The 14,609-nt window shown below is 61.1% G+C and carries 12 protein-coding genes; 7 read left to right on the top strand and 5 right to left on the bottom strand.

The genetic code is table 11. From position 1 onward, the window contains the following. Positions 1-39: 39 nt before the first annotated feature. From Q8M42_RS02440 to Q8M42_RS02460, 5 genes are all read left to right on the top strand, one after another. Positions 40-1,071, top strand: coding sequence for an RnfABCDGE type electron transport complex subunit D (locus tag Q8M42_RS02440; RefSeq protein ID WP_304868860.1), 1,032 nt, complete (start codon positions 40-42; stop codon positions 1,069-1,071). Between the two features lie 29 nt (positions 1,072-1,100). After that, a complete protein-coding gene (gene rsxG / locus Q8M42_RS02445) occupies positions 1,101-1,715 on the top strand; it encodes an electron transport complex subunit RsxG (RefSeq protein WP_304869129.1) in 615 nt (204 codons plus the stop codon). After that, positions 1,708-2,421: an electron transport complex subunit E gene (locus Q8M42_RS02450; protein ID WP_304868862.1), complete on the top strand. Its 714-nt coding sequence runs from the start codon at positions 1,708-1,710 to the stop codon at positions 2,419-2,421. The genes rsxG and Q8M42_RS02450 overlap by 8 nt, the downstream gene beginning before the upstream one ends. After that, positions 2,418-3,056 (top strand): endonuclease III, encoded by a 639-nt coding sequence (gene nth / locus Q8M42_RS02455; RefSeq protein ID WP_304868864.1) that lies wholly within the window; start codon positions 2,418-2,420, stop codon positions 3,054-3,056. Before Q8M42_RS02450 ends, nth begins: the two co-directional genes overlap by 4 nt. A 249-nt stretch (positions 3,057-3,305) precedes the next feature. Beyond that, a complete protein-coding gene (locus Q8M42_RS02460) occupies positions 3,306-3,485 on the top strand; it encodes a PA3496 family putative envelope integrity protein (RefSeq protein ID WP_275963158.1) in 180 nt (59 codons plus the stop codon). 48 nt (positions 3,486-3,533) lie between these two features. On the opposite strand, the gene Q8M42_RS02465 is transcribed toward Q8M42_RS02460, so the two are convergent. The 4 genes from Q8M42_RS02465 to Q8M42_RS02480 form a co-directional block, all read right to left on the bottom strand. Beyond that, positions 3,534-4,550, bottom strand: a complete 1,017-nt coding sequence (locus tag Q8M42_RS02465; RefSeq protein ID WP_304868867.1) for a GGDEF domain-containing protein — start codon at positions 4,548-4,550, stop codon at positions 3,534-3,536. A gap of 124 nt (positions 4,551-4,674) precedes the next feature. After that, positions 4,675-5,067 carry a lactoylglutathione lyase gene (gene gloA, locus Q8M42_RS02470; protein ID WP_090252363.1) on the bottom strand — a complete coding sequence of 131 codons (393 nt, stop codon included), beginning with the start codon at positions 5,065-5,067 and terminating at the stop codon, positions 4,675-4,677. 94 nt (positions 5,068-5,161) lie between these two features. Then, positions 5,162-6,379: an argininosuccinate synthase gene (locus tag Q8M42_RS02475; protein ID WP_304868870.1), complete on the bottom strand. Its 1,218-nt coding sequence runs from the start codon at positions 6,377-6,379 to the stop codon at positions 5,162-5,164. 131 nt (positions 6,380-6,510) lie between these two features. Beyond that, a complete protein-coding gene (locus Q8M42_RS02480; protein WP_304868872.1) occupies positions 6,511-7,428 on the bottom strand; it encodes an OmpA family protein in 918 nt (305 codons plus the stop codon). 204 nt (positions 7,429-7,632) lie between these two features. Here Q8M42_RS02480 and pyrC point away from each other — a divergent pair, with 204 nt between their 5' ends. Then, positions 7,633-8,679 carry a dihydroorotase gene (pyrC, locus tag Q8M42_RS02485; RefSeq protein ID WP_304868874.1) on the top strand — a complete coding sequence of 349 codons (1,047 nt, stop codon included), beginning with the start codon at positions 7,633-7,635 and terminating at the stop codon, positions 8,677-8,679. Further along, the gene (gene rnt / locus Q8M42_RS02490; RefSeq protein ID WP_304868876.1) at positions 8,676-9,350 is read left to right on the top strand and encodes a ribonuclease T; all 675 of its coding nucleotides are present in this window, start codon (positions 8,676-8,678) and stop codon (positions 9,348-9,350) included. Before pyrC ends, rnt begins: the two co-directional genes overlap by 4 nt. Before the next feature lie 298 nt (positions 9,351-9,648). Here rnt and Q8M42_RS02495 read toward each other — a convergent pair whose 3' ends face one another. After that, the gene (locus Q8M42_RS02495; protein WP_304868878.1) at positions 9,649-14,505 is read right to left on the bottom strand and encodes an NAD-glutamate dehydrogenase; all 4,857 of its coding nucleotides are present in this window, start codon (positions 14,503-14,505) and stop codon (positions 9,649-9,651) included. Positions 14,506-14,609: the final 104 nt, after the last annotated feature.

The raw sequence follows: 14,609 nt of genomic DNA on the forward strand, positions 1-14,609 counted from the left end.
TAACAGCCCTGCGTAGCCAACTCAACAACCGGAGTGCCAATGGCCCTGCCCCGTATCACATCGCCCCACGCCAAGGGCAGCAATCGCACCCAGCAAGTGATGCTGCAGGTGCTGCTGGCTACGGTGCCGGGGATTCTCGCCCTGACCTGGCTGTTCGGCGCAGGCACGTTGATCAACCTGCTGTGGGCCAGCGCCTGCGCACTGGGTTTTGAAGCGGCTATCCTGGCCCTGCGCAAACGCCCGGTGCTGTTCTTCCTCAAGGACTACAGCGTACTGGTGACCGCTGTACTGCTGGCCCTGGCGCTGCCGCCCTATTCGCCCTGGTGGCTGACCCTGGTGGCCACCGGCTTTGCCGTGGTGTTCGGCAAGCAGCTATATGGCGGCCTCGGGCAGAACCCCTTCAACCCGGCCATGCTCGGTTATGTGGTGGTGCTGATTTCCTTCCCCGTGGAGATGACCAGTTGGCCAGCCCCGCATACGGTCGGCCTGCTTGAAGGGCTGCAGCAGATTTTTGGCATCGCGAACCTGCCCGACGGCTGGGCCCAGGCCACCGCGCTGGATGCGCTCAAGGTCAATAAAAGCCTGACCATCGACGAGCTGTGGGCGCAGAACCCGGCATTCGGCTACCTCGGCGGCGCCGCCACCGAGGCGGTCAACCTGGCCTTTCTCGCCGGCGGTTTATACCTGCTGCACAAGCGCCTGTTCACCTGGCATGCCCCGGTCGGCATGCTCGCCGCCCTAGCGGTGATGAGCCTGCTGTTCTGGAATGGCTCAGGCTCGGACTCTCACGGCTCGCCGCTGTTTCATCTGCTCACCGGCGCGACCATGCTCGGTGCCTTCTTTATCGTCACTGACCCGGTCAGCGGCGCCACCAGCAACCTCGGCCGGCTGATTTTCGGCATCGGCGTTGGCGTGCTGGTCTACGTGATTCGCGCCTGGGGCGGCTACCCGGACGGCGTCGCGTTCGCCGTGCTGCTGATGAACCTGGCCGCCCCGACCATCGACTACTACACGCGGCCGCGCACCTACGGCCACCGCAAGCCGACGCGCGGCTTCAAGTTGGGAGAGTGACCGTGGCCCTGCCTGAAATTAGCCGCTCGATGCTGAAAAACAGCCTGGTACTCGGGCTATTCGCCATTGCCACCGTAGGCCTGGTTGCCGTGCTGCACCAAGCCACGGCCGGGCGCATTGCCAATGCCGAGCGCGAAGCCCAAGTACGCGCGCTGAGCGAAATCCTGCCGCAGGGCAGCTACGACAACCACCTGCTGGACAACAGTCTCCAGCTGCACGACCCGCTGCTTGGCAGTAAATCGCCACAGACCGCCTATATCGCCCTGAAAGACGGCAAACCCAGCGCCGTGATCCTGCGTGCCACCGCGCCGGACGGTTACAGCGGTGCGATCCATTTGCTGATCGGCATCCAGGCCGATGGTCGCCTGGCCGGTGTGCGCGTGCTTGGCCACCGGGAAACCCCGGGCCTGGGCGACAAGATCGAACTGGCCAAGAGTGCCTGGATTCGCAGTTTCAACGGCAAGTCACTGAGCAACCCAAGCGATACTGGCTGGGCGGTGAAGAAGGATCGTGGCGAATTCGACCAGTTTGCCGGCGCCACCATCACCCCGCGCGCGGTGGTCAAGGCGGTCCACAAGGCCCTGCAGTATTTCGATGCCAATCAAGAGCAGCTGTTCGCAGCCCAGGTGAAGTCCAATGGCTAGTCCCAGCTACCGCGAAATCACCCTTAACGGCCTGTGGAAAAACAACCCGGCCCTGGTGCAACTGCTCGGCCTCTGCCCGCTGCTGGGGGTGAGCAACTCGGCAGTCAACGCTCTCGGCTTGGCGCTGGCTAGCGCCGTGGTGCTGATCTGCTCCAATACCGCCGTGTCGCTGGTGCGCGGCGTGGTCAACACCGCTGTGCGCCTGCCAGCCTTTGTAATGATCATCGCCGCCCTGACCACCTGCATCGAACTGCTGATGCAGGCCTTCACCTACGAGCTGTACCAGATTCTCGGTATCTTTATTCCGCTGATCACCACCAACTGCGTGATCCTCGGCCGCGCCGATGGCTTTGCCGCGAAGAATGACCCCGCCCGCGCCGCCTACGACGGCCTGATGATGGGCCTGGGCTTCGGCGTGGTACTGGTGATGATCGGCGCCTTGCGCGAGCTACTCGGCACCGGTGCAGTGTTCGCCAATATGCACCTGCTGTTTGGCCCCATCGCCGCTAACTGGCAGCTGACGCTGATCCCCGAGTACAAGGGCTTCCTGCTGGCCATCCTGCCGCCCGGCGCCTTTATCGTGCTGGGCCTGCTGATCGCCTGCAAAAACCGTGTGGATGAGGTGCTGGCCGAGCGAGCCAAAGCACAGCAGGTTGATGTTCCGGTGCAAAGCCGCCGCGTGCGGGTGACCGGAGTGATCGAGTGAACGCCGCCAAGCGCTACGAAATCTTCCGCCGCTTGCATGAAGACAACCCCGAGCCGAAGACCGAGCTGGCCTACAGCACGCCGTTTGAGCTTTTAGTCGCGGTCACCCTGTCTGCCCAGGCCACCGACGTCAGCGTCAACAAGGCCACAGCCAAGCTGTTCCCGGTCGCCAATACCCCCGAGGCGATCTACGCCCTGGGCGTCGAAGGGCTGAGCGAATACATCAAGACCATCGGCCTGTACAACAGCAAGGCGAAAAACGTCATTGAGGCCTGCCGCATACTTATCGAAAAGCATGGCAGCCAGGTGCCGGACAACCGCGAAGACCTCGAAGCGCTGCCAGGAGTCGGGCGCAAGACCGCTAACGTGGTGCTCAACACCGCGTTTCGCCAGCTCACGATGGCGGTGGACACGCATATCTTCCGCGTCAGCAACCGCACCGGTATCGCCCCGGGCAAGAATGTCGTGGAAGTGGAAAAGAAGCTGATGAAGTTCGTGCCCAAGGAATTTCTTCTCGATTCACACCACTGGCTGATCCTCCACGGCCGCTATGTGTGCCAGGCGCGCAAGCCACGCTGCGGCAGCTGCCGCATCGAAGACCTGTGCGAATACAAACAGAAAACCTCCGACGATTGAGCCGCTATTCAGCCGCTCAATAAGCTGATTGAAAAAATCTTTTTTACCCGCCCAGGTTTTGCCGCTATAAGGTGCGCAAATCAGGTTGCGTGAAAACGTAGCGAGCGAAGGTCAGGCAAGGCGGAAACAGGCGAACACGCGGAGTTTACGAGCTGTAAATGAGCAGTGTGAGCCTGTTTCCAACGCAGCATGGCCGAGCGCAGTAGTTTTCACAGCAGCTGAATGGCCCTGGTAGCCTGGAGTGAATTTATGAGCACTGATAAAGAAGAACTTGAGCTCGACGAAGATTTTGTTGCCGAAGAAGCGGATGAAGCCGAAGCACCGGTGGAGGTTGCCAAGACCAACCTGACCAAGCGCCGCATCATCGACAACTTCCTCGAAGAGCGCCGCCTGCACAAGCAATTGGCCGAATACGACTTCGACCTCTAATGCCGCCAGCAATAAAAGCCCCGCAACAATGCGGGGCTTTTTTGTTGCTCAGCCAACGGCCTGCAAGCTGCGTCGTGAACACTTGTTGGCATACATCGCAGCATCCGCCTGAGTCAGCAACTGCTCCAGGCTCTGATCGGCCTGCAATGACGACTCCGCCGTACCCACGCTTAACGACAACGGTCGCCCGGTGCGCTTATGGAAAGTCCGCAAGGCCTTGTCCAGCCGTGTCAGCACTTCTTCACTGCTGCTGTAATGGCTGGCCAGCACCACAAATTCGTCGCCGCCAATCCGCGCCACCACATCGGTGGTGCGAAACAACGATTTGAGCAAATCGGCTGCGTCGACCAGCATGCCATCACCCGCTGCATGACCGAACCGGTCGTTGGCCAGCTTCAGGTAGTCCAAATCGACATACAGCAACAGACTGCGACCCCGCCGCCTACGTGCAACTTGCAGCTCGCGCTCAGCCAGCAGCAGGAAGCCGCGGCGGTTGTACAAACCGGTCAGTTCATCGGTCAGCGACATCTGCCGCACCAACTGCTCGGCGCGCAGGCGCTCGGCCACCTCGTCTTGCAGCAGCTGGTTGGCCTGCGCCAGTTGCGCCGTACGCTCCTCGACCCGCTGCTCCAGTTCGGCGTACACCTGAACATTCTCCAGGGCTACAGAGGTGGCATCGGCCAGGGCTTGCAGCATGTCGACCTGATCGGCCGTGGCGCGGTACTGACTGGCCCAGTAGGTGCCAATTGCGCCGATAGGCTCTAGGGTGCGGATCGGCACCATGACCAGGCTTTTGACGAAAGTGGGTCGATAGGCGGCGTGGGGGATTCGATCATCCAGGTAGATGTCTTCGATCACCGTGGCCTGCCGGTTGAGCATGGCCCAACCGCTGATACAGGCTTGCAGGGGAAAACGCTGACCTTTCCATAACGGACAGATGGCATCTTCATCACGGTAAAAACACTGCTCGCCATCACGCAGAACAAAGGTGGCACCATCGGCTCCCACCAGTTCACGTGCGGCGTGGCGCACCACCTCGGCAACAGCATCCATATCCCTTGCCATGGACAACTCCTGCACGGCCCGAATCAGCCGCTTTGCATGGTTTCCGCTGGTCATGGAACACCTCGCCTGACCGGGTAGATTGGCCATTCGCCTTGTAAGCCATTACTTACAAAGATAGCAGCTATCAGTCGGCGCGCGAGGGCGATAACAGCTCGATTTTGTAGCCGTCCGGGTCTTCAACAAACGCCAGAATACTGGTGCCGTGCTTCATCGGCCCTGGCTCGCGGGTGATCTTGCCGCCGCGGGTGCGAATGTCTTCACAGGCCTTGTACACATCGGCCACTTCCAGAGCGATATGGCCATAGCCGGTGCCCAGCTCGTAGCTTTCCACGCCCCAGTTATGGGTCAGCTCGATCACGCTGTTATGCGCTTCATCGCCGTAACCGACGAAGGCCAGGGTGAATTGACCTTCTGGGTAGTCTTTGCGGCGTAGCAGGGTCATGCCTAGGACTTCGGTGTAGAACGCGATGGATTTATCCATATCGCCGACGCGCAGCATGGTGTGCAGCAGTCTCATCAGGTATCTCCTCATCGTTGCCCATCTTGCGGGCTTATAAATGCAAACCCCGGCTTATGGCCGGGGCTTGGTGTGGCTCAGGTGCTCCAGTCTATCAGAGCATCTTGCGCCCTTTTCCCGCCGCGATGCGCATGCGCAGAGCGTTGAGCTTGATAAAGCCGCCAGCGTCGGCCTGGTTGTAGGCGCCGCCATCTTCTTCGAAGGTGGCGATATTGGCGTCGAACAGCGAATCATCAGACTTACGACCGGTGATAATCACGTTGCCTTTGTACAGCTTCATGCGTACCACGCCATTCACGTTGGCCTGGGAGGCGTCGATCATCTGTTGCAGCATCAGACGCTCAGGGCTCCACCAGAAACCGTTGTAGATCAGGCTGGCGTATTTCGGCATCAGCTCGTCTTTCAGGTGAGCGACTTCGCGGTCCAGGGTGATCGACTCGATGGCGCGGTGGCCCTTGAGCATGATGGTGCCGCCGGGAGTCTCGTAGCAGCCACGGGACTTCATGCCGACAAAACGGTTTTCGACGATATCCAGACGACCGATGCCGTTCTCGCCGCCGATGCGGTTGAGTTCGGCCAGCACGGTAGCCGGGCTCATGTCCTTGCCGTCGATGGCAACGATGTCGCCCTTGCGGTAGGTCAGCTCGATATAGGTCGGTGCGTCTGGCGCTGCCTCGGGGGAGACAGTCCATTTCCACATGTCTTCTTCGTGCTCGGTCCAGGTGTCTTCCAGCACGCCGCCTTCATAGGAGATGTGCAGCAGGTTGGCATCCATGGAGTACGGTGACTTCTTCTTGCCGTGACGTTCGATCGGGATGGCGTGCTTCTCGGCGTAGTCCATTAGCTTCTCGCGCGACAGCAGGTCCCACTCACGCCACGGCGCAATGACTTTTACGCCAGGTTTGAGCGCGTAGGCACCCAGCTCGAAACGCACCTGGTCGTTACCCTTGCCGGTAGCGCCATGGGAAATGGCGTCAGCACCGGTTTCATTGGCGATTTCAATCAGGCGCTTGGCGATCAGCGGACGGGCGATGGAAGTACCCAGCAGGTACTCACCCTCGTAGACGGTGTTGGCGCGGAACATCGGGTAGACGAAATCGCGCACGAACTCTTCGCGCAAATCGTCGATATAGATTTCCTTGACGCCCATGGCCTGCGCCTTGGCGCGTGCCGGCTCGACTTCCTCACCCTGGCCGAGATCCGCGGTGAAGGTCACCACTTCGCAGTTATAGGTATCTTGCAGCCACTTGAGAATCACCGAAGTGTCCAGGCCACCGGAATATGCCAGGACTACCTTGTTTACGTCGGCCATGCCATCAACTCCACGGGGTTGTGCGGGAAAACCGACGATTCTACTGCCCATGCCGCCTGATTTACAGAGGCGCGACAGCTTGTGACGACCAAGCGACGGATAATTGTTGGACAACAGACGAATAGCTGGCGCTAGGAGGTGGCCGCAGGATCAGTCGCTTCAGGCGCTGGAGCAGGTGCAGGCGGCACTGCCGCTTCCGGCACCCGGTCGAGGAGAATGGTTACCCGGCGATTCTTCGCCCGGTTGGCTTCATTGTTGTTCGGCGCTACCGGGTAGCGTTCGCCGTGAAAGCGCATGGTGATCTGCTCGGCAGGAATGCCGTTGGCCTTGAGGTACTCCATCACCGCCAACGCACGGCGGCGCGACAGATCGCGGTTGGTCAGGCGATTGCCGCCATTGTCGGCATGGCCATCGAGCTGGATGCGATTGACGCTGGGGTCGGCCTTGAGAAAGCTCAGGATGATATCCAGCTTGGCCTGGGCCAGCGGCTCGAGGTCGACACCACCACCGGGAAAGCCGACCTGGCTCTTGCGCACCTGATCAAAATTCACCGGCAGCAGTTTGGCCGTGCAATCCAGGTATTGGTTGTAAGCCTTGTGGAACTTGGCCGGCAACAAGCGCACCTCGATGCTCTCCCCCCCCATGGCTGTGCGGTGCCGCACCAAGGGGCTACGTCCCTCAAGCAGACCGGTGAGCAAGCGCGCGCCCTGCTCCTGGGAACTGTTGAACAGCACCTCGGCGGGCACCACGTTGACCGAGCCCAGGTTGATATCACCGCGCCCCGGCTGCCAGGGCGCCGCCGCCGCCAGCAAGGTGGCATTGCCGGCACTCAGCCAGCGCTCACGGGCTTTCAGGCTGAAGGTGACCTGCTCGCCCGCACGGCGTACAAACACCCCAGAACCGAAGTCGGTGATGGGCTGCGACAGACGGCACTCGAACTGATCGCCTTCGACCTGCCACTCAATCTTCTCCAGACGGGTCTGGAAACTGATGGCTAGGACGGGCTGGCTTGCCAGCAGGCAAAGCACCGCGAGTGGATAGGGTCGCACGACAGACTCCAGGGAATACGGCTTACCCTCTGTCTATCGGTGCCACAACGAAAAACTTGAGCAGCCTTTATGCCTCTTGTACAGGTCGGGCCACAGCACAACCCGGCCTTCAATCAGCTTTACCCACCGCGCCCGCTTTCAACGTGCTGCCACGGGGCTTTTCCGGTAGCATTCTCGCCACGTTTTGCCCGCCTGGAAGCTTCCATGACTGACCGCCTTACCCTGCTGCGTCCCGACGACTGGCACATCCACCTGCGCGACGGTGGCGTTCTGCCCCACACCGTCGCCGATGTAGCCCGCACCTTCGGCCGCGCCATCATCATGCCCAACCTGGTGCCGCCGGTGCGCAACGCCAGCGAAGCCGATGCCTATCGCCAGCGCATACTCAGTGCCCGCCCTGCCGGTAGCCGTTTCGAGCCGCTGATGGTGCTGTACCTCACCGACCTGACCCAGCCTGAAGATGTGCGTACGGCCAAAGCCTCCGGGTTTGTGCACGCAGCCAAGCTCTACCCGGCCGGCGCGACCACCAACTCCGACTCTGGTGTGACCAGCATCGACAAGATTTTCCCCGTGCTCGAAGCCATGGCCGAAGTCGGTCTGCCGCTGCTGGTGCACGGCGAAGTGACGCGCAGCGAAATCGATGTATTCGACCGCGAGAAGGTCTTTATCGGTGAGCACCTGAGTCGTGTGGTCGAGCGTTTCCCGACCCTGAAAGTGGTGTTCGAGCACATCACCACTCGCGATGCGGTGGAGTTTGTGCAAGGCGCTTCGGCCAACGTCGGCGCCACCATCACTGCCCACCACCTGCTGTACAACCGCAACCACATGCTGGTGGGCGGTATTCGCCCGCACTTCTATTGCCTGCCGATCCTCAAGCGCAACACCCACCAGGATGCCCTGCTGGATGCAGCCACCAGTGGCAACGCCAAGTTCTTCCTCGGCACCGACTCGGCGCCGCACGCCAAGCATGCCAAGGAAGCCGCCTGCGGCTGCGCCGGCTGCTACACCGCCTATGCAGCCATCGAACTGTATGCCGAGGCCTTCGAGCAGCGTAATGCGCTGGACAAGCTGGAAGCCTTTGCCAGCCTCAATGGCCCGGACTTCTACGGCCTGCCGCGCAACAGCGAGACCATCACCCTGGTGCGTGAAGACTGGACCGCGCCGGCCAGCTTGCCGCTGGGCGAACAAACCGTTATCCCGCTGCGCGCCGGTGAAACCCTGCGCTGGCGTCTGCTGGAGCGCCAAGCGTGAGTGAAGACCTGTACGACGACGAAGCCGAGAGCAACAGCCATTCCGGCCCGCGCCACCCGATGGCCGCGCGCTTTCGTGGCTACCTGCCGGTAGTCGTGGACGTGGAAACCGGTGGCTTCAACTGCGCCACCGATGCCCTGCTGGAAATCGCCGCCACCACCATCGGCATGGACGAAGGCGGCTTCCTTTACCCCGAGCACACCCAGTTCTTCCGTATCGAGCCGTTTGAGGGGGCGAATATCGAACAGGCGGCGCTGGACTTCACCGGTATCAAACTCGACCACCCGCTGCGCATGGCCGTCACCGAAGAGCACGCGCTGACGGAAATTTTCCGTGGCCTGCGCAAATCGCTAAAAGCCAATAGCTGCAAGCGGGCGATCCTGGTCGGCCACAACAGCAGTTTCGACCTGGGCTTTCTCAACGCCGCAGTGAACCGTACCGGCATCAAGCGCAACCCGTTCCACCCGTTCTCCAGCTTCGACACTGCCACCTTGGCCGGCCTGGCTTACGGCCAGACCGTATTGGCCAAAGCTTGCCAGGCCGCCGACATCGACTTCGACGGCAAGGAAGCACACTCCGCCCGCTACGACACCGAAAAGACCGCCGAGCTGTTCTGCGGCATCGTCAATCGCTGGAAGGAGATGGGCGGTTGGATGGATTTCGACGACTGAGTAGTAGCCCGGATGTAATCCGGGACGATTCGTCATGATAGAAACCGCTCCCGGATTGCATCCGGGCTACCCAAATGCCGTTAATCTGGGCAGATAAAAAACGCCGCGATCCCAATGGGAATCGCGGCGTTTTTCGTAGTGAGTAGGTTGGATCGGGCGGCGTTCCGTTGAGGCGCATAGCGACGAAGCCCAACACGTGATGCCATCACCTGTTGGGCTTCGCTGCGCTCAGCGCCAACCTACAGCCAGACAACCTGTTGGCAATGGCCCGAATTACCTCCGGGCCATCACTGTCACATCAGGCGCTTTGCGCCAGGTCCATCAACTCGCGGTTCGCCACAGCGTACATGGCGTAATCGGTGTTGGTGGCCGCACGCAGCTCGCCGAGCATGACCTTCCAGCGGTCCACCAGACGGCGGTGCTGATCCAGCCATACGGAGGCGCGCTCTTCGATATCTGCCGGGCCTTCGGCCATTTGCAGTACCGACACGGTGATGGCGCGCTGCTGCCAATCCAGGTCATCGCGGAAGGCTTCACGGGCCAGCGCTTGCCAGTTGTTTTCCACCGGCAGACTGGTGATCTGCTGCAGGTACCAGGACAGCTCCAACGACCCGCCAATGGCAAAGTACGCGGCGGCTACGCGATCCGGCTCCTGCCCGGTCACATCCGACGCCTCGATGATCGGCAACAGGGTGTACAGATGGCTGGTACCGGCGACAACACGCGCCAGCTCTTCCGGCACACCGGCTTCGACATACGCCTGGAAGCGCGCCAGCCACTGTTCACGGGCAGGGCCTTCGAGCAGTTCGTCGAGCCGGCCAACCAGTGCTTCGATGCGCGGCGCGAAATGCGCCACATCGCGGGCAGCGTCCAGCTCGTTACGACGGCTGCGCAGGAACCAGCGGGTAGCGCGGCGCCCCAAGCGCATCAGCTCGTCCATCAACTGCAGTTGCAACTCGGCAGGCACTTGGTAGTCCAGCGCCTCGATCTGTTTCCACCAGTGCGGCAGGCGGAACAGGTCACGCACGATCACATAGGCGCCGGCGACATTCGCCGCGCTCATGCCAGTGGACTCCTTCAGGCGTTGCACGAAGGTGATGCCCATGTGGTTGACCAGATCGTTGGCAATTTGCGTGCTGACGATTTCGCGTTTGAGGCGATGGCGACGCATCGGCTCACCGAACTTCTTCGCCAGCAGCGGCGGGAAGGCGGTTTCCATCTCGCGGGCCAGGTACTCGTCATCCGGCACCAGGGATTTGAGCAGCGATTCCTTGAGGTCGATCTTGCTGTAGGAGATCAGCACCGACAGCTCCGGACGGGTCAGACCCAAGCCGTTGGCGGCGCGCTCGTTGAGCTCGTCATCAGTAGGCAGAAACTCCAGGGCGCGGTCCAGCTTGCCGGCCGCTTCCAGAGCACTCATCAGACGCTTGTACTCACCGACCCGCTCGCGGGCGCGGCGCTCGGCCAGCGACAACGCCTGGGTCTGCTTGTAGTTGTTGCCCAGTACCAGGCCGCCAACCGCGTCGGTCATCTCCACCAGCAGCTTGTTACGCTGTTTGCCGGTCATGTCACCCGCGCCGACAATTTCGCCGAGCAGAATCTTGATGTTTACCTCGTGGTCGGAGCAGTCCACACCACCGGCGTTGTCGATAAAGTCGGTGTTGCTCTTGCCACCATTGAGACCGTACTCGACGCGGCCCAGCTGGGTCATGCCGAGGTTACCGCCCTCACCCACCACCTTGGCACGCAGTTCGCGGCCATCTACGCGCAGCAGGTCGTTGGCCTTGTCGCCGACATCGGCGTGGCTTTCCTTGCTGGATTTCACGTAGGTGCCGATACCGCCGTTCCACAGCAGATCCACCGGTGCCTTGAGCAAGGCATTGAGCAGTTCATTGGGTGCCAGTTTGTCGGCGCTGATGTCGAAGCGCTCTTTCATCTGCGGGCTGATGGCGATGCTCTTGGCACTGCGCAGGAAGATCCCGCCGCCGGCCGAGATCAGCTTGGCGTCGTAATCGGCCCAGCTGGAGCGCGGCAGATCGAACAGGCGCTGACGCTCAACAAAGCTCTTGGCCGCATCCGGGTTGGGGTCGATAAAAATGTGCATATGGTTGAAGGCTGCGACCAGTTGCAGGCTTTCCGACAGCAGCAGGCCGTTACCGAATACGTCGCCGGCCATATCGCCGATGCCGATAACAGTGACGTTGTCCTTCTGCACGTCGATGCCGCGCTCACGGAAGTGGCGCTGTACCGAGACCCAGCCGCCCTTGGCGGTGATGCCCATGCCTTTGTGGTCGTAACCGGCCGAGCCGCCCGAGGCGAAGGCATCGTCCAGCCAGAAGCCGTATTCGGCAGCAATGCCGTTGGCGATATCGGAGAAGGTTGCGGTGCCTTTGTCGGCCGCCACCACCAGATACGGATCGTCGCCATCGTGACGCACCACGTTCTGCGGTGGCACCACGGCGCCGTCTTTCAGGTTGTCGGTGATGTCCAACAGGCCCGAAATAAAGATGCGGTAGCAGGCAATGCCCTCGGCCAGCACATCATCACGGCTGCCGCCGACCGGCATACGCCGTGGAATAAAGCCGCCCTTGGCGCCCATCGGCACGATGACCGCGTTCTTCACCTGCTGCGCCTTGACCAGGCCCAGCACCTCGGTGCGGAAGTCCTCTTCGCGATCCGACCAACGCAAGCCGCCACGGGCTACATCGCCAAAGCGCAGGTGCACGCCTTCAACACGCGGCGAGTAAACGAAGATTTCGAACTTCGGCGTCGGCCGTGGAATATCCGGAATCGCCCGCGGGTTGAGTTTGAAGCTGAAGTAGCTCTTCGGCGCACCGCTGGCATCGGTCTGGTAGAAGTTGGTGCGCAGGGTGGCTTTGATCAGGTCCAGGTAGCGGCGCAGGATGCGGTCTTCGTTGAGCACCGCAACGTTGTCCAGCGCGGCGAGAATCGCCTGCTCGAGCTTCTGCTGCTTGTCTTCCAGGTCATCGGCGGTGAGCTTGCGCGCCAGGTAGAAGCGCGTTTTGAACAGGCGCACCAGCTCCTTGGCGATATCGGCGTGGTTGACCAGGGTGCTGGCGATATAGCTGAGGTCGAAGCCCAGACGAATCTGCTTGAGGTAGCGGGCGTAGGCACGCAGCAGCGCCACGTCGCGCCACGGCATGGCGGCCATCAGCACCAGACGGTTGAAGCCGTCGTTCTCCGCTGCGCCGCCAACGATATTGACGAAGGCGCCCTGCAGGGTGTCGTTAAGCTGCTGGATATCGACATCCAGACCTTCGGCATAGGTGAAGGCAAAGTCGTGAATCCAGAACTCGCGGCCATCGGCGCGGCGCAGTTTGTAAGGGAACTCGCCCAGTACGCGCAGGCCGAGGTTTTCCAGAATCGGCAGCACGTCCGACAGCGGCAACGGCGTATCGGCATGGTACAGCTTGCAATGCAGCTGTTGCTCGCCCTGGGTCAGCGGCTGGTAGAAGCTCATCACCAGCTGACGTTCATTGTTCAGGCTAAGCAGGTGCTGCATGTCCACCACCGCCGAGTGCGGGGCGAAACGCTCGCGGTAACCGGCCGGGAAGCCGCCGGGGAATTCGCTGAGCACTTCGGTGCCCTGGGCTTCGCCGAGGCTCTCGACGATCAGGCTGGTGTAATCGTCCTTCCACGAACGGCAGGCCTGAATGACTTCTTTTTCCAGACGCAGCGGGTCGATCTGCACGCGGTTTTTCGGGTCGACCTTGAGGATGAACTGCACCCGCGCCAGTACCGACTCGGAGAAGAAGGTCCAGAACTCGCAATCGGTGGCCTGCAGACGCTCCATCAGCACCTGCTGGATCTTCATGCGGGTTTCGGTGGAGTACACATCGCGCGGCACATAGGCCAGGCAGTAGCAGAAACGGCCATACGGATCGCGGCGCAGGAACACGCGGATCTTGTTGCGCTCCTGAATCTGCACGATGGCCATGGTGGTGTTGAACAGCTCATCCACCGGGGTCTGGAACAGATCGTCACGCGGCAGCACTTCCAGGACTTGAGCCAGCTCTTTGCCCAGGTGTGCGCTGCTGTCGAAACCGGAACGCTGCTTGATCACCGCCACCTTGCGGCGGATAAACGGAATGTTCCACACGCTCTCGGCATACACCGCGGAGGTGTACAGGCCCATAAAGCGGCATTCCTTGACCACCTTGCCCTTGGCATCCAGCTCGCGGATCGAGACCAGGTCCGGGTAGGCCGGACGGTGCACGCGGCTCGGTACGGCGGCCTTGGCGAAGGACAGCAGCTGCGGCTCGCGCAGGTAGGCCACCGCTTCTGGTTCGATATGCAGATCATCGCTCTTGAGGCCCGTGCGCAGGCGCTTGGACATGCCCAGCAGGGACTTCTCGTCGTAGACCATGCTGCCGCCGCCGGCGCTGTCCTCGACGGTGAATTCTTCATAGCCGAGGAAGGTGAAGTGATCGTCGAGCAACCAGCTCATAAACACCTTGATCTCTTCCAGCTCGGCGCCTTCGACCTTGAGTCCGGCCTGGCTTGGCTTGACCTTGTCCAGCCAGGCCAGCAGCTCCTTGGCCTTGGCTTTCATCGGCTGGAAGTCGGCAACGCTCAGGCGCACATCACTGAATACGTCGTGCAGGTCTTTTTCCAGGGTCTTCAATTCACCGACGCTGGAGCAGCGGTCAATCTCCAGGAACATCAGTGCTTCCTGCTGCACATCCTTGCCCTGGGCACCTTTGGGCAGGATTTCCTGCAGCTCACCGCTCTTGTTGCGGCGCACGCTGAACACGCTGTTCTGCAGGGTGTGGATGCTGTAACCGCGACGGTTCAGTTCCATGCGCACCGAGTCGACCAGGAATGGAATGTCGCTGTGCAGAATTTCTACGGCAGTGTGGGTGGACTGCCAGCCATGTTTTTCATAATCGGGGTTGAATACCCGCACTTCGGGCTTGGCCGGTTCAAAACGCTCCAGCACCCGCCAGGACGACAAGGTGCAGCCGACCAGATCAGAGAGGCGCCGCTGAGTCAGCTCCTCGAGGGCGATGATGCCGAAGAATTGCTCGGCGAACAGGGCTACTTGTGGCAGAGCCTGTTCACTGACGTGCTGCGCCAGCGCCGTTTGCAGGTGATGCTGAAAATCGGCTTTGCTGGCCGCCGTAAAGAACGCCATGGGTTTGCTCCGTTTGGCTTGTTATTCGTCAGGGGACTCGGTCAAGGCAGTCGCGAGTAATGACCTTCGCCACAACCTTGTTGTTCAACGTTAGTCTAGGAGGC

Source organism: Pseudomonas sp., from assembly GCF_030684895.1.
Classification (GTDB): domain Bacteria; phylum Pseudomonadota; class Gammaproteobacteria; order Pseudomonadales; family Pseudomonadaceae; genus Aquipseudomonas.